21 protein-coding genes and 1 tRNA gene are annotated in these 21,553 nt (G+C 29.4%); 2 read left to right on the forward strand and 20 right to left on the reverse strand.

Annotated features, from left to right (window positions below; all coding sequences use genetic code 11):
- Positions 1-593: 593 nt before the first annotated feature.
- The 10 genes from ACZ5QM_RS00115 to ACZ5QM_RS00160 all read right to left on the reverse strand — a co-directional run bounded on the left by ACZ5QM_RS00115 (position 594) and on the right by ACZ5QM_RS00160 (position 11,854).
- Positions 594-664 (reverse strand) — tRNA-Gln (locus tag ACZ5QM_RS00115).
- A gap of 81 nt (positions 665-745) precedes the next feature.
- Positions 746-2,038, reverse strand: a complete 1,293-nt coding sequence (tyrS, locus tag ACZ5QM_RS00120; RefSeq protein WP_464183337.1) for a tyrosine--tRNA ligase — start codon at positions 2,036-2,038, stop codon at positions 746-748.
- Between the two features lie 391 nt (positions 2,039-2,429).
- Positions 2,430-2,735, reverse strand: coding sequence for an NADH-quinone oxidoreductase subunit NuoK (nuoK, locus tag ACZ5QM_RS00125; protein WP_464182805.1), 306 nt, complete (start codon positions 2,733-2,735; stop codon positions 2,430-2,432).
- Positions 2,736-3,338: 603 nt separating this feature from the next.
- Complete coding sequence (locus tag ACZ5QM_RS00130) at positions 3,339-3,857, reverse strand: NADH-quinone oxidoreductase subunit J family protein (protein WP_464182806.1); 519 nt, start codon at positions 3,855-3,857, stop codon at positions 3,339-3,341.
- A gap of 4 nt (positions 3,858-3,861) precedes the next feature.
- Positions 3,862-4,320 carry a 4Fe-4S dicluster domain-containing protein gene (locus ACZ5QM_RS00135; protein ID WP_464203015.1) on the reverse strand — a complete coding sequence of 153 codons (459 nt, stop codon included), beginning with the start codon at positions 4,318-4,320 and terminating at the stop codon, positions 3,862-3,864.
- On the reverse strand, positions 4,317-5,384 hold the full coding sequence (gene nuoH, locus ACZ5QM_RS00140) for an NADH-quinone oxidoreductase subunit NuoH (protein ID WP_464182808.1): 1,068 nt from the start codon (positions 5,382-5,384) through the stop codon (positions 4,317-4,319). The genes ACZ5QM_RS00135 and nuoH overlap by 4 nt, the downstream gene beginning before the upstream one ends.
- A 735-nt stretch (positions 5,385-6,119) precedes the next feature.
- A complete protein-coding gene (nuoL, locus tag ACZ5QM_RS00145; RefSeq protein WP_464203016.1) occupies positions 6,120-8,030 on the reverse strand; it encodes an NADH-quinone oxidoreductase subunit L in 1,911 nt (636 codons plus the stop codon).
- A gap of 474 nt (positions 8,031-8,504) precedes the next feature.
- Positions 8,505-9,794 carry an MFS transporter gene (locus ACZ5QM_RS00150; protein WP_464182811.1) on the reverse strand — a complete coding sequence of 430 codons (1,290 nt, stop codon included), beginning with the start codon at positions 9,792-9,794 and terminating at the stop codon, positions 8,505-8,507.
- A 147-nt stretch (positions 9,795-9,941) separates the two neighbouring features.
- Entirely contained in the window at positions 9,942-10,229 is a 288-nt protein-coding gene (gene secG, locus ACZ5QM_RS00155; RefSeq protein ID WP_464182812.1) for a preprotein translocase subunit SecG, read from the reverse strand.
- Positions 10,230-10,558: 329 nt separating this feature from the next.
- The gene (locus ACZ5QM_RS00160) at positions 10,559-11,854 is read right to left on the reverse strand and encodes a UDP-N-acetylmuramoyl-tripeptide--D-alanyl-D-alanine ligase (protein WP_464182814.1); all 1,296 of its coding nucleotides are present in this window, start codon (positions 11,852-11,854) and stop codon (positions 10,559-10,561) included.
- Positions 11,855-12,037: 183 nt separating this feature from the next.
- On the opposite strand from ACZ5QM_RS00160, the gene folP reads away from it, so the two are divergent.
- Together folP and cdaA are read left to right on the forward strand one after the other, a co-directional pair.
- Positions 12,038-12,859: a dihydropteroate synthase gene (gene folP, locus ACZ5QM_RS00165; protein WP_464182816.1), complete on the forward strand. Its 822-nt coding sequence runs from the start codon at positions 12,038-12,040 to the stop codon at positions 12,857-12,859.
- Positions 12,852-13,607, forward strand: a complete 756-nt coding sequence (gene cdaA, locus ACZ5QM_RS00170; protein ID WP_464182817.1) for a diadenylate cyclase CdaA — start codon at positions 12,852-12,854, stop codon at positions 13,605-13,607. The genes folP and cdaA overlap by 8 nt, the downstream gene beginning before the upstream one ends.
- Positions 13,608-13,670: 63 nt before the next feature.
- On the opposite strand, the gene ACZ5QM_RS00175 is transcribed toward cdaA, so the two are convergent.
- From ACZ5QM_RS00175 to secY, 10 genes are all read right to left on the reverse strand, one after another.
- Positions 13,671-15,965, reverse strand: a complete 2,295-nt coding sequence (locus ACZ5QM_RS00175; protein ID WP_464182818.1) for a transglycosylase domain-containing protein — start codon at positions 15,963-15,965, stop codon at positions 13,671-13,673.
- Between the two features lie 107 nt (positions 15,966-16,072).
- Positions 16,073-16,582, reverse strand: coding sequence for a 50S ribosomal protein L17 (gene rplQ, locus ACZ5QM_RS00180; protein ID WP_464182820.1), 510 nt, complete (start codon positions 16,580-16,582; stop codon positions 16,073-16,075).
- Positions 16,572-17,570 carry a DNA-directed RNA polymerase subunit alpha gene (locus ACZ5QM_RS00185; RefSeq protein WP_464182821.1) on the reverse strand — a complete coding sequence of 333 codons (999 nt, stop codon included), beginning with the start codon at positions 17,568-17,570 and terminating at the stop codon, positions 16,572-16,574. Before ACZ5QM_RS00185 ends, rplQ begins: the two co-directional genes overlap by 11 nt.
- A 9-nt stretch (positions 17,571-17,579) precedes the next feature.
- Entirely contained in the window at positions 17,580-18,167 is a 588-nt protein-coding gene (gene rpsD, locus ACZ5QM_RS00190; RefSeq protein WP_464182823.1) for a 30S ribosomal protein S4, read from the reverse strand.
- A gap of 21 nt (positions 18,168-18,188) precedes the next feature.
- The gene (gene rpsK, locus ACZ5QM_RS00195) at positions 18,189-18,578 is read right to left on the reverse strand and encodes a 30S ribosomal protein S11 (RefSeq protein WP_464182824.1); all 390 of its coding nucleotides are present in this window, start codon (positions 18,576-18,578) and stop codon (positions 18,189-18,191) included.
- Positions 18,579-18,603: 25 nt separating this feature from the next.
- Positions 18,604-18,984 carry a 30S ribosomal protein S13 gene (gene rpsM / locus ACZ5QM_RS00200; RefSeq protein ID WP_464182825.1) on the reverse strand — a complete coding sequence of 127 codons (381 nt, stop codon included), beginning with the start codon at positions 18,982-18,984 and terminating at the stop codon, positions 18,604-18,606.
- 27 nt (positions 18,985-19,011) lie between these two features.
- Positions 19,012-19,128, reverse strand: a complete 117-nt coding sequence (rpmJ, locus tag ACZ5QM_RS00205; protein WP_464182826.1) for a 50S ribosomal protein L36 — start codon at positions 19,126-19,128, stop codon at positions 19,012-19,014.
- Positions 19,129-19,142: 14 nt separating this feature from the next.
- Complete coding sequence (gene infA / locus ACZ5QM_RS00210; RefSeq protein WP_464182827.1) at positions 19,143-19,361, reverse strand: translation initiation factor IF-1; 219 nt, start codon at positions 19,359-19,361, stop codon at positions 19,143-19,145.
- Positions 19,362-19,399: 38 nt separating this feature from the next.
- Positions 19,400-20,176, reverse strand: a complete 777-nt coding sequence (gene map, locus ACZ5QM_RS00215; protein ID WP_464182829.1) for a type I methionyl aminopeptidase — start codon at positions 20,174-20,176, stop codon at positions 19,400-19,402.
- Positions 20,177-20,202: 26 nt separating this feature from the next.
- The gene (gene secY / locus ACZ5QM_RS00220) at positions 20,203-21,549 is read right to left on the reverse strand and encodes a preprotein translocase subunit SecY (protein WP_464182830.1); all 1,347 of its coding nucleotides are present in this window, start codon (positions 21,547-21,549) and stop codon (positions 20,203-20,205) included.
- Positions 21,550-21,553 lie beyond the last annotated feature (4 nt).

The raw sequence follows: 21,553 nt of genomic DNA on the forward strand, positions 1-21,553 counted from the left end.
TTCCTTGTCATTTTTTTTTAAAATCAATAAACTAATAATTTTCAAGGAAGCGAATTCATGTCCTAGGTACGTAAAGCCTTTACATTACTTATAAATTTATAATTATTCTCTCTATTAACCACTAAATTATAACCCAGGCTAATATGCTTTTATTAAAAATTGGAAAATTGTTCGATTATAAAAGTTCCATGCGTTGACCTTAACTTCGGATCAACCAATTGTTCTGTACTCCACAATGAATATCCCCCTCCTTTCACTACTTAAATATTTTTATTTATATGATTTTTCTCTGTATCAGAAATATTAGTATTCTGATATTAATATTTGAGTCATATTGTTAAAATTTTCCAAAATAACTCTTATCTCTCGTAAGAGTCTTTATTACGATAATTTATTGTAGATAAACTTTTTTATCCTAATTGTTGTGAACAATATTTATAAATATTATTAACTGCTGCTTATTGGTAATTGGATTCCATTGTCTCCGTATATAATTTTATATACAAAATTCTGTACGTTCTGTCAAACATACCTTACAGTTTTCTAGTGAATTTTTCACAAAAAAAACTAAACAATCGAACATTTAAAACTTGTTGTCCCACTAGGATTCGAACCTAGGCTGGCTGAATCAAAATCAGATGTGCTACCATTACACCATGGGACAAACACATACCCCCAACTATTTAAATTTACTCAAAAGTAATTTTTTTTCTTCACGAATATCTCAAAACAACTCCCTGCAATATCATTCTATTTTTAGTAAAAAATGGTTTTTCTTTCCTTTTTGAATTAATATGAATTTGCCTCCTAACAAAAAAGAACAATCAATCAAATGATCAGGTATAGATAATTTTTCTTTATTAACACTTACTCCACCTCCTTTAACCAATTTACGCATCTCTCCTTTAGATAAAAAAATATGTGTACTATCTACTAACAAATCAACTGCCTTTATACCTACTGATAATACCTTTTTTGATATTTTAAACTGAGGAATACCTATGAAAATATCTTGTAAGATATCTATATCTAACTGTTTTAAAAAATTAGAAGTAATATTTCCAAAAAGAGTTGCCGACGCTTTCACTGCCATTTCATAATCTTCTTGCGAATGAACTATAACAGTCATTTCTTTTGCTAAGCATTTCTGCAAAGAGCGAAGATGAGGAGTTATTTTATGTTTTGAAATTATATTATTTATTTTTCCATTGGATAAAGTTGTGAAAATTTTAATATACTTTTCCGCATCAGCATCGCTTACATTTAACCAAAATTGATAAAATTTATAAGGAGAAGTATATCGTTTGTCTAACCAGATATTACCAAATTCTGTTTTACCGAATTTACTACCATCAGCTTTTGTAATCAAAGGACAAGTCAGAGCAAAAACTTCACCTCCTACTTTTTTCCTAATTAATTCTACTCCTGTAGTAATATTTCCCCATTGATCGGAGCCACCCATTTGCAATCGACAATTATAATTTTTATATAAAAAAAAATAGTCATAGCCCTGAAGCAATTGATAAGAAAATTCTGTAAATGACATTCCAATTTTTGAATTTGTGAGCAATCGTTTTTTTACAGAATCTTTTGACATCATATAATTTACCGTAATATATTTTCCAATTTCACGAATAAAATCTAAAAAAGAATAATCTTTTATCCAATTATAATTATTAACTAATATAGCAGCATTAGTAGCACTGGAATCAAATTCAAGAAATTTAGCTAATTGAATTTTTATTCCATTTTGATTTTTTATCAAAGTGTCTTTATCTAACAAATTACGCTCTTGTGATTTCATAGACGGATCTCCAATCATTCCAGTAGCTCCTCCTATTAAGACAATGGGACGGTGACCTGCTAATTGAAAATGTTTTAACATCATCAGTCCTACTAAATGACCAATATGTAAAGAATCAGCAGTTGGATCTATCCCTATATAAGCTACAGTCATCTCTTTTTGTAATTGCTCTTCTGTGCCTGGCGTTATATGATAAATCATACCACGCCATTTCAATTCTTCTATAAAATTCATCATGTAATCCACTTGTACCCTAGCTTTAATCAAAAAGAATAAAATTCAGCATCAATTTACTACGAATTGTTTTTTATTTCAAATTGTTATCCAAGAGATACTTAAGCTAAGTTGTTTACTTACTTAAAAGTGATAATTTTAAGTATCCTAAATTATTTATTAGTATAATGAGAATATTTTTATTCTCATTAGTTGTTACTGTAATTTACACAGTAACTTTGATACATTCAACAACCTGCTAGAATACAAAATTTATCTCCACTTTTTTTATTATTTTTCTAATTAATTTTAAAAGACAAAGTATATTCTATTTCAATATCAATTAAACGATAATATATTCCTTTTTTCGTCCATATTTTACAGTTTCTTATTTCTATTTATTCTTACTTTATTACTTCATTTTATTCAAATTTTCAATTTCAATATTACCAATTGTACGGTAAGCATTTACAATTATTGCCAAAGCTATTGCCGTCTCAGAAGCCGTAATGACTATTCCAAAAAGAGTAAAAAACATCCCTTCAAATTGTTTCGGGTATAAATACCTATTAAATACAGCAAAATTTATTTCGACTGCATTCAATATCAACTCTAATGAAATAAGAATAGCAATCATATTTTTTCGAGAAATAAATCCATAAATTCCAATAAAAAACATCAACGTACTAATTACCAAGTAATACTCTATTTTAATCATAAAAAATTATTATTTTATACATTCTTAAACTTCAGTAGCAAAAATCAGAAGTTACTTCAATCTATATTAAATTGACCATTTCTTTTTCATTTTGAATAAGCATAAAATTTGTTTCGCCGATTTCTTTTACAATATCGATTCAAAATAATAGGAATATCCACCAAATTTGATTCTAATATCACCTACAAACTAATTATGTTAAGATAATTAGTTTGTAGGTGATATTCTCTAAATAATTTACCTGCTATAATTTTAATCCTCTAAACTAATATATGGTAGTTTAATAAAACTCTGAAATAAATTAAAATAGCATAAATTCCTTATCAGGGTTTATTATGAATTTTATTAAAAATAAATCTACTCACTACTAAACTAACCACAAGTAAATTTAGCTCTCTTTAGAGAGCTAAATTACTCTAAATTTATAAAAATCGAAACGATTTTTATAATATCAAAGATTTCAATACGACAGTTAGAATTTTTATTCTTTAATTCTATAAAATATTCTATTCTCCATCCAGTAATCTACACCTTGTAATCTCTATAAATAATTCGTCTAATCCTTTTCAATATTTTATCTAACTATACGATTTTTATCTAATTTTATCTTTTTCTCGCTATCAATATCCCTCCAATAATACAGACCAGTAAGAGCAAACTCAATACTTCGAAAGGTAAAAGATATTGATATTTTCCTACTCCTATCAAAGCCTTACCGATCAGTTGCATATTAATTTCTCTGTCACCTTTTATCGTGTAATTATTTATATAATAAAATTTATTTTTCAATAAAGCAAATGTAGTAATAGCAATTCCACCTAACATAACTAATCCTCCCATTGCATGTCTTCGCCACCATTTTTTCTCAAAAAAATCATTTTTATTAGTAAGAAAAATAGCAAATACGAATAATATTACAACTCCACCTGCATAAACTGATACCTGAACAGCAGCAAGAAAATGATAATTTAAAAACAGATAAAAACCTGCTGTACATAGTAAAACTAATAGTAGATAAATAGCAGAGCGTAATAAATTTTTAGATAATACTACTAATATGGACAATAAAAAACTTGTTATTCCTAAACAAATAAATACTACCAAATTAACAATCGGACTCATACTTTTATTTTTTAATTAGCGAAGAATCTTTTTTATTCAATCTTTTATATAATTTGCAACGGGTAAAGGATGCATGTTCAAAATTAGTTGTCCATATAATTGCACTTTGTCGGCACGAAATAGTACAAATAGAACAAAATGTACAACTTCCAATGTCATATAGATATTCATCTAAAACTTTTTTTTCTTTTCCAGTAAATTCATCTAATATTTTTTTTGTGATTATCTGAATGGTTCCATTTGGACAATTTACCTGACAAATACCACAAGCCGTACATTTATGTTGATTTTTTTCATTGTGAAACATCAATAATTGCCCTCTCACTCGATCGTGAGAAAATATCTTTCCTCTGTTTTCAGGATATTGCTCCGTCACTTTTTTACGAAAAAAATTAAGCATTGTAATACACAATCCCTGAATCAAATACCATATACCTTTGATTATATTTTTAGTATGAGTCATAAATATATTATCCAAAAAGCCATTAATATAATATTGATTAAACTAACAGGCATTAGAACTTTCCATTCTAAATTCAAGAGTTGATCTATTCTTAAACGAGGCATCGTCCATCGTACCCATAATGCTAAAAATATACAAATAAAGGTTTTTGAAAAAAACCATATTATCGATGGGATACAATCCATAATTTCATTAAACATATTCCAACAAGGAATATGTAATGGCATCCAACCTCCTAAAAATAAAGTAGTTGCAATAGCTGCAATAATAAACATATTCAAATATTCAGCTAAATAAAAAAATCCAAACCGAATACCAGAATACTCAGTATGATAGCCAGCTGTTAGTTCAGATTCAGCTTCCGGTAAATCAAAGGGTCCACGATTAGTCTCAGCATGTCCTGCTATCAAATAAATAATAAAAGCAATAATTGCAGGGATGCCTCCCCTAAATATATTCCATGTATAAGATTGTTGTTCCACAATAGTGGATAGTTTCAAAGAACCCGAAAGCATAACAATAGTTATCACTGATAAACCACAAGATAACTCATAAGAAATTAACTGTGCTCCCGATCGGATAGCACCAATTATTGTATATTTATTGTTAGAAGCCCAACCAGCCAACAAAATTCCGATAACCCCTATTGAAGAAACTGACAACAAATAAAATACTCCCATATTAAAATCAACTACATGCAACCCCTTATCAAATGGAATAGCCCCAAATGTACATATAGAAGCAACAATTACTACATAAGTAGACAAACGAAATAAAAAAACATCAACTTTATCTATTTTGATTAACTCTTTCAGCAATATTTTGATCATATCAGCTACTGATTGAAGAATTCCAAAACATCCTACACGTGTAGGTCCTAGGCGACATTGAAAAAATGCACAAATTTTTCGTTCTAAAAAAATAAGCAAGAGTGCTAACGTTGCATAAAATGTCAAAACAACAAGACCTATTAAAAAAAACTCAACAAACAATACAATACTATCTATTAAGCACGATCGAAGAAACTTATCCACCCAATTTGTTACGACATCCAAATGAAACATAATTTTTATTTATTGTCTTCCTGACTGATATATAAAATATTTCCATCCAAGAATGGAAACGAGATATTAATCCTCTTTTAAAATAACTATTCTATAATTTTTTTCAAGATTTTAACCAAAGTAAAGAAAATTTTATATCGAAAATAAATTTATATCCAACATTTTCTATATTAATTCCTAGTCTTTCAATTTTCAAACATATCAAAAAACTTATACTTATAAACTTTTCCCTGTATTTTTTATATTTACAAAACATTTCTCTCTCATCTGAATCCCTCTCCTACTAAATTTCATGTAGTATATGTAAATAAATTAACCCACCTTTTGTGAATTCAAAATTTGAACGGATAAACTCAAATAACATTCAACTTAATTATATAACAAATCCCTCTTTTTATTAATAAACCTTAAAACACACTATACATACTATGATGTTTTTTTTGAAGAGAATAATTTTGTCATATTAGATAAAAAAGATAGAACCATCCTTTTTCATTCTGATTAATATGAAATATTAAAAACTATCTCAATATAATTTGGATAGAATGTATTCTCCACTAAAAAATATAAAAAAATAAATAATATTGTAATGTCTTTTCATAACATTATTATTTTTAAAATTTACTCATTCCTACTTTGCTTTTTTTACATACACAAGTAGGAAGTTCCATTTTGAAATTTCCTACTTCTTAAGATATACTCTACAAACTCATAAGTTTTCTACTATAGTAATTTTTACAAAAAGAAAACTAATATTGTCATCACTATTAAACCTGTAACAAATACCCAAACATAAAATTGCACCTGTCCAGATTGTAATCCTTTTATAGATAGTGAAATTTTTTGCGTTACCCGTGCTAATCCATTAATACTTCCATCAATAATATGATAGTCAAACCATCTAATAGGCTCACAAATAAATTGTAAAATAACTGTCTTTGTTATCCACATCCAAATTTCATCCAAATAAAATTTGTGTAGTATCATTTTATAAAAAAAACCAAAAAAATGAATAATTTTAATAGGATTACCAGTATCTTTTAAATATAAAAATATTGCTACTCCAATACCAATTATAGCCATAATAAGACTCATAGAAGCAACAGTCCAATCAATATATGTATGAAAAGAAATTTTATTACTACTAATAAAATTAGCAAATGGTATTAACCCACTAAGCATAGAAAAAATACTTAATATAATTAACGGGGATGTCATTGTTATTGGTGATTCATGTGGTACATGATATACATCGCATTTTCTACCACCATTCCAAAAAATACAGAAATATAAACGAAACATATAAAATGCTGTTAATCCAGAAACAATCAATAATATCCAGAAGACAATCAATTGATGATGAAATGCTGCAACTAATATTTCATCTTTACTATAAAAACCAGAAAAAGGAGGAATACCTGAAATAGACAAACATGCTATTAAAAAAGTAATATTAGTTATAGGCATATATTTATGCAAACCACCCATATTATCCATTTCGTTACTATGCACCGCATGAATTACTGAACCAGCTCCCAAAAATAACAAGGCTTTGAAAAAGGCGTGAGTAAAAAGATGAAACATAGAAGCCATATACCCCAAACCTTCATGTCCACCATATTCCGACACCCCTAGAGCAACCATCATATAAGCAACCTGTGAAATAGTTGAAAATGCTAATACACGTTTTATATCAGTTTGAGTAACAGCAATAACTGCCGCAAATAAAGCTGTAAAAGCTCCTGTAAAAGCTATCATCTCTAATATATTAGAATTAGCAAAAAAATAAATTGGAAATAATCTTGCAACTAAATAAACACCTGCTATTACCATTGTTGCTGCATGAATCAAAGCTGAAACAGGAGTTGGTCCTTCCATTGCATCAGGTAACCAAATATGCAGAGGAAACATTGCTGATTTACCTGCCCCACCTATAAAAATCAAAGTCAAAACCCAAGCTGAAATAGATAATCCCAGAAATGTTTTACCTGACATAGAAGTGACTACTAATATAGCATTATTAATCGTTAATCTTTCAAAATCAAACGTTCCTGTATAATAAGACAGAACCAGTATGCCTATTAAAAATCCCAAATCAGCAAAACGAGTAACAATAAATGCTTTTTTACTTGCGGCTACCGCTGACAGTTTAGTATAATAAAATCCTATCAACAAATAGGAACTCACCCCTACTAATTCCCAAAAAATATACATTTGAAAAATATTAGTAGCTACTACTAAACCTAACATAGAAAAACTAAATAATGAAAGAAAAGCATAATACCTCTGAAATCCAATTTCACCTTTCATGTATCCTAAACTATAAATATGTACCATCAATGATATAGTTGTAATTACTACCAACATCATTACTGAAATAGAATCCAATAAAATTCCTAAATCAATATGTAATTTTTCTGTAAAATGGATCCATTGAAAATTTAATGGAATAAATTTTCCCCATACACCATTTATTTTACCTGTCTTAAAAAAATACTGATAAGCTACTGTATAGGCCATAAAAGTACATATCCCCAAACCTCCAGTTCCAATAATTCCAGATATATTCGGCCTTAATTTCATTCCAAATAATCCCAATAAAAGAAAAAGAACTAAAGGAATTATTATGATTAATAAACTGCACATGATTTCTTTTTTAAGAGCAAATTAAAATTTACATTTCACTATATCAATATTAATTTAAATCAATATCTACAATCCCATAGTTTTCTGCAACCTATAATAGGAAACTAGACTTTTTTTATAAAATTTTACTCTTTCCCCCTTAGTAAGGGGAAACTATGTTATGCATAGACTAAAGAAATATCACAAACATTTCATTTAAAATTTTAAAAAAAATACACAAAACATCATACCTCTAACCTAATTAGTAAATCATCAAGTGGTTGAGTATATTCTGTAATTGTTACTAATCTGTAATATTGTATTACTTTTTAGTAATATCTTTTGTAAAAGCAAATTTTTTAAAAATTTCGAAAGATTGGTGAAGAAATAAAATTAGTATAATCTACTAATGTGAGCTCTTTATCCTATTTTCTCATCATCTCACTTTTTACCATTTTAATTTTCTTATTCAATTATACTCTGAGTACCAATTTTTTAAATTGGTATATCTTTATTTATATTTTTACTACCAAAAAGTGCGTAATAAAACAAATATAAAAGACCAATAAGAGGTAACCAATAAGAAACCATATAGCTCTTTTCTCCAAATAATTTTGTAATATCCACAATTCCATTTTGTATTAATGGAATAATACCCCCACCCATTACCATCATCATATAAATACCAGAAGCTGTAGTAACATATTTGCCTAACCCTTCAATAGCCAGATTGAAAATGCCTCCCCACATTACTGAAGTAAAGAGACCTACTAATACGAGAAATAATGCATTGATAGGTACGCTTTCTAAACCAAAAGTAGAACCAGTAAAAACAGGCATTTTTATCTTTTCTGAAGTAGAGACACAAATGGCTGTCAAAACTAAAAGAATAGCAATACCTGAAGCATACGCTAGTAATTCTTTACTAGAAACTTTACTAGCAATACCTGTTCCCAATAAACGCCCAATTAGCATTAAAAACCAATAAGTGCCAGCAACTGTCCCCGCTGCAGCAGGCAGCACCCCTTTTTCTTCTAAGAAAAATTTCATAGTACCAGGTATTCCAACTTCAACACCTACATATATAAATATTCCTACTGCTCCAAGCACAAAATGGCGGAATGACAACGCACTATATTTGGAAGATATATCTATTAATTTTTCGATAATGGCAGGTTCAGGAATGTCAACAACATATAAAATAACACCTACTAATGCAAAAACGCCCATACCAATAAATAAAACAGGGTTTACATTAGAAAATGTAGTATCTTTAGTTATTTCTCCAATCAAGGATCCAACCAATATTGGAGCAAGCGTTCCTAGTAAAGAATTGCAAACTCCACCTGCCTGGAGAAGAGTACCTCCCTTTTTCCCACCTCCTCCTATTTCATTTAACATCGGATTAGCAACAGTATTCAACATACATACAGAGAACCCAGCTATAAATGCTCCAAGCAAATAAATAACAAATCCCAAATTTCCACTAATTATACCAGAAATAAATTGAACACCTATACCAAAAAATCCAACTATGATAGCACAAAGAGCCGTTTTTTTATAACCAATTTTTTCTAAAAATTTCCCAGCTGGAATACCCATAAACCCATAAGCAGCAAAATTCATAAGATTCCCTAGCATACCTAAAAAATTAGAATCTTTGTATTGGTTTTTCCAAATGGTTCCTACTGGAGCTGCCAAATTAGTTACAAAGCCAATCATCCCCAAAATAGCTATCATCATAATAATAGCTATTACATTGTTTTTCCTTTTCCCCGTTGTCATAATAAAATTTAGATTAAAAATTAATACTAATAGTGTATAGTATACAAATAAAAAACGAAAATTTTATACCAAGACTTATCACTCATTTATTCCTTTCTCACTTGAAAATTTGTCAGATATTAATTGGAGTGTATTTTATTTCATTCTTTATTGTTGAGGAATAGTTTCCATAATATCATCTTTGAGGACAGAATTTTCTAAAGTACTATGAGCACTATGTCTAAACAGTGATGCAAAAATACACAACACAACCAATAGTCCTGCAAGCCACCATGTAATTTTTTCAAAAAAGTCCGCAGTTTTACGAACTCCAATTATTTGATTAGTTGAAGTAAACCCAGAAGTTAATCCTCCACCTTTAGAATTTTGCACAACAATCACAAGTATTAAAAAAATGGCGATAACTATGACAAAAATTATAAAGAAAGTATACATATTTACTTTTTATATATGAGTATATTACCTTTTCAAAAAATCAAATTCAATTTACAGAGTAAGGATTTATTCCAAACAATAATTACAACTTTGAAGTTATATCAAAATATTAAAAAGAAAGGACTCATTATCTAATAATTTTATTCTTTCATATCAAAGCAATGAGTTTTTATTCTTTTAATAAATCAATCTAATAAACATAAAACAAATAATCCGACTATTTTTTTATTTCTTATTATTATTCAGGCACTTAGTTTATTTTTTATAATCGTAAAGACAAAATCATTCTTTTCATAATAGTTTTTATAAATTACATAATTTTTTTAAAATTACAAATAAGGTAAAATTTTTTCCAATTGATTTTTTCTTGATCCTTTAATCAAAATATGATATCCTTCTATGGGTGTTACTTGTAAATATTTTAAACAATTTTCTGTTTGAGAAAACAATTTCCATTTAAAACAAGGAAATAGACATTCTTCGAAGTTACTCCCTATTAAAAACACTTTATCTATTTTCTTCTTAAAAAGGCTATCTACTATTTTTTTGTGCTCTTCTTTGCTATATTTGCCAAGCTCTTTCATTTCACCCAGAATAACCATTTTAGGTGAAACACACAATTTAGAAAAATTATCTAACGCAACTTGCATACTATCAGGATTAGCATTATAAGTATCTATAAATAGATTATTTTTTTTAGTTTTACAATTCTGAGAACGATTGTTGATCGGGACATAATTAGCTATAGCAGCATTAACCATATCATCTTCCACCCCAAAATAACTGGCAATACAAATAGATGCCAATACATTCTCAAAATTGTACCAACCTACCAATTGAGTAACAACTTTATTGTTTTTATTGTTTTTACTCCATTCTAAAACTAGAGTAGGATCAAATGCAACCATTCGTCCGTAAACAAAAGATTTAGAAGAATTAGTACCATAATAAATTACAGGCAAAGAATTATGCCACTCTTTCAATATTAAATTATCTGAATTACCAAAAATCACCCCTTTATTCTTACGAATAAAATCGTATAGTTCTGTTTTCGTTTTTACAACTCCATCAAAAGAACCAAAACCTTCCAAATGAGCTTTACCTACATTGGTAATTATACCATAATCAGGCTCTACAATCTTACAAAGCATTTGTATTTCATTCAGATGATTTGCTCCCATTTCAATAACTGCAAATTGATGATCTGGTTTCAATTGTAATAAAGTTAAAGGAATTCCAATATGATTATTTAGATTTTTCTGTGTAGAAAGAGTCTTATATTTAGAGGACAAAGCTATTGCTACTAATTCTTTAGTAGTCGTTTTTCCATTTGTTCCAGTCACAGCAATTATTTTTGCATTCATCTGTTTACGATGATAATTTGCCAAAGACTGTAAAGTTTGAAGTACATTTTTTACTTTAATAATTTGGTTACTTTCTGGCAAATCACTTCTATCCCCTATTGCATAAATTGCCCCAGATGTAAGAGCTTGCATAACATAATCATTACCATCGAATTTTTCACCTTTTAGTGCAAAAAAAAGGGAATTAATCGTACAAATTTGACTATTTGTTGTAATAATAGGATATCGTCTAAATATTTGATACAATAATTCTATATTCATTACTCATTTTTAAATATAAAAATCGAATTCAAATTAGTTTATTATTATAAGCTATAAGATAATTTTTTAAGCTATAAGATAATTTTTATCCCAAATATTGACTTGTTCTAAAAACACAAACATTTACCCTACAAAGGTAAGCATTAGTTATTGCGAAATCATACAAAATTTTATTTTTGTACTATGAAATCAAATAGTGAACAACTAACTGACAAAAAAGTTATGGGTATTTTAAATATCACACCTGATTCCTTTTTTATTAGAAGTAGAAAACAAACTGAAAAAGAAATAGTAGAAAGAGCAATTCAAATTTTGGAAGAAGGAGCATCTATTATTGATGTGGGAGGATATTCTTCTCGCCCTAATGCTGTATTTGTTAAAGAAGAAGAAGAAATAAAACGTTTACAGTTTGGTTTAAATATTCTTTTTAAAGAGATACCTAATGCTTTAGTTTCAATTGATACCTTTCGTTCAAAAGTAGTAAGAAAATGTGTGGAAAATTTCGGAATTTCTATTGTAAATGATATCACAGCAGGTGAATTGGATACAAAAATGCTTGATATCATAGCTGAATTACAGATTACCTACCTTATTATGCATATGAGAGGAACTCCACAAACTATGTTAAAGCATACTCAGTATAATTACCTATTGCCAGAAATTTTATTTTATTTCGAAGAAAAAATTAACTATATGCATCAAATTGGGATACATGATATTTGGATAGATCCAGGTTTTGGTTTTAGTAAAACAACCAATCAAAATTATGAAATTCTAAGCCAATTAGCTCAATTTAATATTTTTAATCTACCTGTTGTAGTAGGTCTTTCGCGCAAAACAATGATACGAGAAATAGCAGGAGTTACAACGGAAAATTCACTAAACGGAACGACAGCGTTAAACATGTTTGCATTAATGCAAGGAGCTAGCATTCTCCGGGTTCATGATGTAAAAGAGGCAGTTCAAACAATTCAGTTATACAATCAAATAAAACTATATGATTAATTTCAATATTAAAGATATAATCGATATCATTTTGGTTATTTTTTTTATTTACAAAATTTGTCGTTTAATAAAAAAAACAGGAGCAACTCCTATTTTCACAGGAGTGTTAGCTTTTGTTATCCTTTGGATATTGATATCTCAAATATTACAAATGCACTTTATGGGCAGTATTTTAGACAAATTCATTAATGTTGGAGTTATTCTATTAACTATTGTTTTTCAAAAAGAAATTCGAGAATTTCTTCAAAATTTGGGATCCGATGAAGGTATAAAAAAAATAGTAAAACTATTTAAATCTACAAATGTACAAAATGATATTTTGTACATCAAATCAATTGTAATAGCTTCATTCAATTTGGCAAAAAGAAAAGAAGGAGCTTTAATCGCTATTCAACAAGACATATCATTAGACTGTTTTATTAAAACAGGAGAAAATATAAACGCTAACATTAATACTCGATTAATAGAAAACATATTTTTTAAAAATAGCCCTTTACACGATGGAGCAATAATCATCGTAGGAGAAAAGATCATTTCTGCATCGTGCATCTTACCTCTCTCTCAAAGAGAAGATATTCCTTCTTTATACGGCCTACGCCATCGTTCAGCACTAGGACTAAGCGAACAAACTGATTCTAAAATTATTGTTATTTCTGAAGAAACAGGAGAAATTTCTTTAGCCTACAAAGGACATTTATATCCTCTATATACTAAAGAGGAATTACAAAAAAAACTAATAAACCATTAATTAATAATATCATCTACTATTGTAATTTTACAGTAATAAATAAACAATTGTAGAACCATTATTCTATTCATTTTTATACATACAAGGATCAGTAAATTGTTGAGGAACAACAAATGTTTCAAATTGAGAATAACCTAATGTCTTGTCAGCAAAGACTTTTTTAAGAAAAATACCCATAATAGGTAGAGCTGCTCTCGAACCTTGCCCTTCGCTTATTTTATTAAAATGAATAGAACGTTCCTCGCCTCCTACCCAACATCCTCCTATCAAAGACGGTGTAAATCCTATAAACCAACAATCTGAATTATTTTGAGTGGTTCCTGTTTTTCCACCCATAGGGGCTACGGTATACCTACGCATCCCCCCACCTGTACCTCCATCTATTACACTCTTTAACATATTCAACATCTTATAACTTGCCTGTTCACTAATTACTTCGTGAAACCTTGGATTAAAAGTAGATATTACATTCCCATTTCTATCTTCAATACGAGTAATAAACATTGGTTCAACACGAACTCCACCATTAACAAAAACAGAATATCCTGACACCATTTGTTCTACAGAAGCCTCACAAGTTCCCAAACATAAAGAAACTACTGCATCAATAGGTTCAGAAAGACCATAAGAAAGTAATATTACCTTAAATGAGTAAGGAGATAATTGCTTCATTAAATAAGCAGAAACCCAATTATCAGAATGTTGTAATCCCCAACGGAGACTAACTTTTTCTCCCTTCATTAAATTATTAGTATTTCTTGGTGACCATATTTCTCCTGTCTCTGAAATTAACTCTTGTGGTTCATGACTCATTTCGTCACAAGGAGTAAATCCACTTTCCATTGCTAACGAATACAAATAAGGTTTAATAGTTGAACCAATTTGCCTTTTACCTACACTCACCATATCATATTGAAAATATTTATAATCAATTCCACCTACATAAGCCTTTATAGCTCCTGTATGAGCATCCATTGCCATAAACCCTGTACGAAGAAAAAATTTCATATAAAGAACAGAATCCATTGGAGACATAATTGTATCTTTTATACCTTTCCAAGAAAAAACTTGCATTTTTATTGGCTTATCAAAAATAATCTTAATTTCTTTTTCCGATATATTTTCTTTTTTTAATATTCGATACCTATCTGTCCGCTTCATAGCATATTCCAAAAAAATATTCATCTTTCCATTTAACAAAAAAGAATAAGGTGTTCTTATATTATTCATTTTTTCTTTTAAAAAAATGGGTTGCAAAAAATTCCCTATATGTTCACTAACAGCTTGCTCTGCATAAGTTTGCATACGAGAATCTAATGTAGTATATATTTTCAAACCATCGGTATAAAGGTCATAAGGAGAACCATCCAATTTTCTATTTTTTTTACACCATCCATATAATGGATTAGTTTCCCATGTTATTGAATCATTCACATATTTATAAGTGTTACCAAGATTATAATCCTTCCTTTCTGGTCTTTTTGCTGTCATCAATAAACGTAAGTGTTCTCTAAAATAAGGAGCAATCATTTCTTTGTAATTTATTCTACGAAAATCAATAACTAAAGGCAATTTCTTCAATGAATCACATTTTTCTAGCGAGATATAATTATTTTTTCGCATCAAATCTAAAATAACATTACGTCTCCCTTGCGCTTTTTCTCTATATCTTAAAGGATTAAAATAAGAAGGATTTTTACACATCCCTATCAAAGTGGCAGCTTCTTCTGTAGAAATATTTTCTGGTAATTTCCCAAAATAAACATAGCAAGCCATTTGAATACCAACAGCATTATAGAGAAAATCAAATTTATTAAGATACATATTAATTATTTCTTCCTTTGTGTAAAAACGTTCTAATTGAACAGCAATTACCCATTCAATTGGCTTTTGAAAAAGACGCTTAAAGAAATTTTTTGCATGTTCAGAATAAAGTTGTTTTGCTAATTGTTGAGTGATAGTACTACCACCTCCACTATTTTTTTGAAAAAAAACCCCTCGTTTTATTACAGATCTCAACAGCGCATAAAAATCAATACCTGAATGTTTCATAAAACGAACATCTTCTGTAGCAATCAGAGCTTGAATTAAAGCAGGTGAAATATTTTTATAATCCATATAAATTCTATTTTCTTTGTCTTGAGCATAAGTCCCCATGATCTGCATATCAGATGAAATAACCTGGGAAGCATATTTATTAATAGGATTTTCTAAATTTTTCACTGAAGACATATATCCTATCCATCCATTGACAATCGATAGAAAAAAAAAGACAATAGAAACAATCAGAACTCCAAATACCATCCAAAACCACTTAATGGTTTTCTTAACTTTATCACTACTACTTCTTTTATTCATTATAATTCAAACTATTTAAATTCACAAAAAGGCTTGCAAATGATATTTACAAACCTTCCATAACATAAATTTAATTGAATTATTCTACTTTATTTTTTTCTATTGGCTCAGTCATTTTTATTTATAACATTATGATTTTTAAATAACTCTTCTTTTTCGTTATTTATATTTATACTATTACTATTCTCATTCTTATGACTTTTTTTTCTGGAACGACGTACTTTAATTACTCCCTTATTGGAATTTTTCAACATCAACTCATTATAATCTACTAGTTCAATAAAACACATAGAAGCATTGTCTCCTAAACGATTACCTGTTTTAATAATACGAGTATAACCTCCACGTCTATTCTCTAGTTTTTTAACTATTTCTCTAAACAATTCCGTCACAGCATATTTGTCACGCAACTTTTTAAAAACCAATCGTCTAGAATGAGTCGTATCGCTTTTAGATTTTGTTAATATTGGCTCTACGTATTTGCGAAGTTCCTTTGCTTTAGCAAGAGTCGTAAAAATCCTCTTTTGTTTAATTAATGAAACAGACATATTAGAAAGCATCGCTATCCGATGAGAATAAATACGACCCAAATGGTTAATTCGCTTACTATGCCTCATTGTTGCCTAAATTATACTTTCTTACATCCATACCAAATGTTAAATTCAATTTTGTTAACAGTTCATCTAATTCAATTAGTGACTTTTTTCCAAAATTACGAAATTTCATTAATTCACTTTTTTGACACTTCACAAGATCTTCTATCGTTTCTATTTCTTCTACCCTCAAACAATTAAGGGCACGAACAGATAGATCCATATCCGATAACTTAGATTTTAATAATTGATGCATTCGTAAAATATCTTCATCAAAATCTTCAACTGTTTCATTTTCATCTTTTTCTAATCGAATTTTTCCTTCAGAAAATAACTCTAAATGCTGAATTAAAATATCAGCTGCTGCTTTTAGAGCATCTTTAGGATAAATAGAACCATCAGTCATAAGTTCAATTGTTAGTTTCTCATAATCTGTTTTTTGCTCTACACGAAAGGGTTCAACATTATATTTTACGTTTACTATTGGTGTAAAAATAGAATCAATAGCTATTTGATTTACATCATTACTCTCTAAATGATTTTCTTCTGCTGGAATATACCCTCTACCTTTTCTAATTGTCAATTCTACACTAAGACTAGCATTTTTCTCTAAATGAGCAATCACAAAATTGGAGTTAACTATTTCAAATCCATTCAAATACTTATCAATATCACTTGCCTTAAATTCCTTTACTCCTAAAACAGTAAAAACTACTTTTTCATATTCAATGCCCTTATTTTTTTGCCTAAACCTAACCTGTTTAAGTCCAAGAATTATGTTTGTAACATCCTCCACAACACCTGGTACGACAGCGAATTCATTACTTACACCCTCAATTTTAATTGAAGTGATGGCATAACCTTCCAGAGATGACAAAAGAACGCGACGAAGAGAATTACCAATAGTAATCCCATACCCAGACTCTAATGGGTGAAACTCAAATTTTCCGTACTTATCACTAGATTCTATCTCTACTACTCTATCAGGTTTTTGAAATACTAATATTGCCATGAAAAATTATTATTTAGAATACAACTCTACTATCAACTGTTCTTTGATATTCTCAGGAATATCTGTTCTTTCAGGAATATGTAAATATCTCGCACTCATAGAAGATTTATCATATTCAATCCATGAATATTTACTATGATTTTCCTCTATACTATTCAGAATAACTTCAAACAATTTAGCTTTTTCACGTATTCTTACAATTTGCCCTGGCTTTACTAAATATGAAGATATATTCACTATTTTATTATCAACTACAATATGCTTGTGAGAAACTAATTGACGCGCTCCCGTTCTCGTTTTTGCAAATCCTATGCGATAAACTAAATTATCCAAACGAGACTCCAACAATTGAAGAAGAATCTCACCTGTAATACCTTTTGAACAAGACGCTTTTTTAAACAAGTTACGAAATTGCTTTTCCAACAAACCATAAATATGCTTCGCCTTTTGTTTTTCACGTAGTTGAACAGCATATTCAGATATTTTTTTCTTTTTTCTATTCGAACTGTTTTTTCTATTAAAAGCTTTATCTGATCCGAAAATAAGTTCACCAAATTTACGTGCAATTTTTGTTTTTGGTCCAATATACCTTGCCATTATCCTGAATAATATTTTTTTTTAAATTCTTCTTCCCTTAGGAGAACGACATCCATTATGTGGAAGAGGAGTAACATCTATAATTTCAGTCACCTCAATTCCAGTACTATGTATTGTCCGAATAGCAGACTCACGCCCATTACCAGGCCCTTTTACATAAGCTTTTACCTTCCTTAATCCTAAATCATAAGCTATTTTAGCACAATCTCGCGCTGCCATTTGAGCTGCATAGGGAGTATTTTTTTTAGAACTCCTAAAGCCCATCTTACCAGCAGAAGACCACGAAATAACTTGTCCCTCTCTATTTGTAATCGTAATAATAATATTATTAAATGAAGAATGAACATGTAATTGACCATCAACATCCACTTTCACTATTTTTTTTTTTGATCCAACTATTTTTTTTACCATCTCTTACTTTTTTCAAATTAATTATTTATTTCGTTACCTTCTTCTTATTAGCAACGGTTTTCCTTCTACCTTTACGAGTACGAGCATTATTTTTAGTACTCTGCCCCCTTACAGGCAATCCTATACGATGACGTATTCCACGGTAACAACCTATATCAATTAAACGTTTAATATTTAATTGAATTTCAGAACGAAGCTCCCCTTCTACTTTAAAATCACGATCAATGATATCACGTATTGCTGCTACTTGAACATCTCCCCAATCTTTGACTTTAACATCTCTATTAATCCCAGCCTTTGTCAGAATTCTATTAGCCAAACTACGTCCTATACCATAGATATAAGTCAATGCTACTTCTCCTCTTTTATTTTGAGGTAAGTCTACCCCTACTATTCTTATTGCCATTCGTTTAAAAACCTGAAAAATTAAAAACTACCCCTGACGCTGCTTAAAATTAGGATTTTTTTTGTCTATTACATACAAACACCCTTTTCTACGAACAATCTTGGAGTTAAGACCACGCTTTTTAATCGAAACCTTTACTTTCATAATATCTTTCTATTTTATTTATATCTAAATGAAATTCGTCCTTTGGATAAATCATAAGGAGACATCTCTATTTTTACTTTATCTCCTGGCAATATCTTAATATAATGCATACGCATTTTTCCAGAAATATGTGCCGAGATTTCATGTCCATTTTTCAACTCAACACGAAATATTGCATTAGACAATGCCTCTCTCACAATCCCATCATGTTCTATTGCCGATTGTTTAGCCATACATCAAATTTTAAATTCCAAATATAGATATAAATTTTCTATTTTTCCCTTAATATCTTTTCTACAAAATCAAATGTAGACAAAATATCCGCTTCCCCTTTCCGAATAGCTATTGTATGCTCAAAATGAGCTGAAGGTTTACGATCTACCGTACGAACAGTCCAACCATCTTTTTCAATTTTCACATTTCCCCTCCCAAAATTAACCATTGGTTCTATTGCAATGCACATTCCTGATTTTAATAAATAACCTTGACCTTTTTCTCCAAAATTAGGAACCTCTGGCGATTCATGCATATCTTTTCCTATTCCATGCCCTACTAGTTCTCTAACAATACTATATCCAGCCTTTTCACAATGTGTCTGAATTGCATTTCCAATATCTCCTAATCTTTTCCCACTAATAGCGTTATTGATACCAATATATAAAGATTCCTTAGTTACTTGTAATAACTTCTTTAAGCTTTGATTCACTTCTCCTACCTCAAAAGTATAAGCTGAATCACCGCAATAACCATTCAATTTTACTCCACAATCAACCGAAACAATATCTCCATCCCTTAACAAATAATCTCCTGGAATTCCATGAACTACATTTTCATTCACTGAAACACATAGTGCATTAGAGAATCCTTTATATCCTTTAAACAAAGGTATCGCTCCATTATCAAGAATAAATTCATCAGCTATTTTATCCAACTGAAACGTACTAATCCCAGGAGTAATATTCTTAGCCACTTCAGCAAGCACTAAACTCACTAATCGATTAGCTATTCTCATTAACTCAATTTCTTCGTTTGTCTTTAGATAAACCATCTTTCACTGTTCACAAAACAAATAATTTAATAAAATCTATTAGAACGCCTTTTGATTCTTTCCGATCGCAATAAACCATCATAATGACGACTTAATAAATAACTTTCCATTTGTTGTAATGTATCTAATACTACACCTACTAAAATCAATAAAGAAGTTCCTCCAAAAAAAGAAGCAAATCTCTGTTGTATTCCAAACATTTTTGCAAAAGCTGGCATGATTGCTACTAAAGCAAGAAACAAAGAACCTGGAAAAGTCAATTTTGACATAATATTATCAATATATTCTGCTGTTTTCTTCCCTGGTTTAACACCCGGTATAAACCCATTGTTACGCTTCAAATCTTCAGCTATTTGTTTAGGATTAATTGTAATAGCAGTGTAAAGCCAAGTAAATATGATAATCAATATTACATCGATAAAATTATACCAAAAACCATTCATATTAGTCAAAGGAATAAATATTTTTACAAACCAATTATTTGTATTTTTACTTGAACTAAATCCAATCAAAGAAATAGGAATAAACATAATAGCTTGGGAAAAAATAATTGGCATAACATTTGCAGCATTTACTTTTAGAGGAATGTACTGCCTCACTCCACCATATTGACGATTACCTATTATTTGTTTCGCATACTGAACTGGTATTTTTCTTGTACCCTGAACCAAAAGAATAGCTCCTGCAATGACGACTAATAAAATAATAATTTCAAGTAAAAACATCACTAATCCTCCAGATGTTTCACTAATTCTTGATATAACTTCTTGAGTTAAAGCCTGTGGCAAACGAGCAATAATACCAATCATAATAATAAAAGAAATACCATTCCCTATCCCTTTATCAGTAATTTTCTCACCTATCCACAATACAAACATAGAACCCGCAGCAAGTATAACAGTGGAAGAAAAAGTAAACCACACGTCATATGGAACAACAGAACCTACAGATTTCATTTGTACATTCAAATTAATAAGATACGTAGGTGCTTGTAATATCAAAACTAACAATGTCAAATAACGAGTATATTGATTTATTTTTTGTCTTCCGCTTTCTCCTTCCAGTTGAAGTTTTTGGAAAAAAGGCACTACAATCATTAATAATTGGATTACAATTGAGGCTGATATATAAGGCATAATTCCTAGAGCCACAATAGAAGCATTGGAAAAGGCTCCTCCTGAAAACATATCTAACAAACTCATTAATCCTCCTTGTGTCTGAGCTCTCAATCCACTTAATAAAGTTGGATCAATACCAGGGAGCGTAATAACAGATAGAAAACGATATACTACAACCAAAAAAAAAGTTACAAGAATACGATCTTTTAGATCTTCTATTTTCCAAACATCTTTTATTATCTCAATTATTCTCATTGTT

The sequence above is a fragment of the Azobacteroides sp. (SeqCode) genome (assembly GCF_055395615.1).

Excerpts from the sequence above, each read along its gene's own strand:
- tyrS (WP_464183337.1), bottom strand. The coding sequence starts at position 2,038 with ATGAATTTTATAGAAGAATTGAAATGGCGTGGTATGATTTATCATATA.
- nuoK (WP_464182805.1), bottom strand. The coding sequence starts at position 2,735 with ATGATTAAAATAGAGTATTACTTGGTAATTAGTACGTTGATGTTTTTT.
- ACZ5QM_RS00130 (WP_464182806.1), bottom strand. The coding sequence starts at position 3,857 with ATGAGTCCGATTGTTAATTTGGTAGTATTTATTTGTTTAGGAATAACA.
- ACZ5QM_RS00135 (WP_464203015.1), bottom strand. The coding sequence starts at position 4,320 with ATGACTCATACTAAAAATATAATCAAAGGTATATGGTATTTGATTCAG.
- nuoH (WP_464182808.1), bottom strand. The coding sequence starts at position 5,384 with ATGTTTCATTTGGATGTCGTAACAAATTGGGTGGATAAGTTTCTTCGA.
- nuoL (WP_464203016.1), bottom strand. The coding sequence starts at position 8,030 with ATGTGCAGTTTATTAATCATAATAATTCCTTTAGTTCTTTTTCTTTTA.
- ACZ5QM_RS00150 (WP_464182811.1), bottom strand. The coding sequence starts at position 9,794 with ATGACAACGGGGAAAAGGAAAAACAATGTAATAGCTATTATTATGATG.
- secG (WP_464182812.1), bottom strand. The coding sequence starts at position 10,229 with ATGTATACTTTCTTTATAATTTTTGTCATAGTTATCGCCATTTTTTTA.
- ACZ5QM_RS00160 (WP_464182814.1), bottom strand. The coding sequence starts at position 11,854 with ATGAATATAGAATTATTGTATCAAATATTTAGACGATATCCTATTATT.
- folP (WP_464182816.1), top strand. The coding sequence starts at position 12,038 with ATGAAATCAAATAGTGAACAACTAACTGACAAAAAAGTTATGGGTATT.
- cdaA (WP_464182817.1), top strand. The coding sequence starts at position 12,852 with ATGATTAATTTCAATATTAAAGATATAATCGATATCATTTTGGTTATT.
- ACZ5QM_RS00175 (WP_464182818.1), bottom strand. The coding sequence starts at position 15,965 with ATGAATAAAAGAAGTAGTAGTGATAAAGTTAAGAAAACCATTAAGTGG.
- rplQ (WP_464182820.1), bottom strand. The coding sequence starts at position 16,582 with ATGAGGCATAGTAAGCGAATTAACCATTTGGGTCGTATTTATTCTCAT.
- ACZ5QM_RS00185 (WP_464182821.1), bottom strand. The coding sequence starts at position 17,570 with ATGGCAATATTAGTATTTCAAAAACCTGATAGAGTAGTAGAGATAGAA.
- rpsD (WP_464182823.1), bottom strand. The coding sequence starts at position 18,167 with ATGGCAAGGTATATTGGACCAAAAACAAAAATTGCACGTAAATTTGGT.
- rpsK (WP_464182824.1), bottom strand. The coding sequence starts at position 18,578 with ATGGTAAAAAAAATAGTTGGATCAAAAAAAAAAATAGTGAAAGTGGAT.
- rpsM (WP_464182825.1), bottom strand. The coding sequence starts at position 18,984 with ATGGCAATAAGAATAGTAGGGGTAGACTTACCTCAAAATAAAAGAGGA.
- rpmJ (WP_464182826.1), bottom strand. The coding sequence starts at position 19,128 with ATGAAAGTAAAGGTTTCGATTAAAAAGCGTGGTCTTAACTCCAAGATT.
- infA (WP_464182827.1), bottom strand. The coding sequence starts at position 19,361 with ATGGCTAAACAATCGGCAATAGAACATGATGGGATTGTGAGAGAGGCA.
- map (WP_464182829.1), bottom strand. The coding sequence starts at position 20,176 with ATGGTTTATCTAAAGACAAACGAAGAAATTGAGTTAATGAGAATAGCT.
- secY (WP_464182830.1), bottom strand. The coding sequence starts at position 21,549 with ATGAGAATAATTGAGATAATAAAAGATGTTTGGAAAATAGAAGATCTA.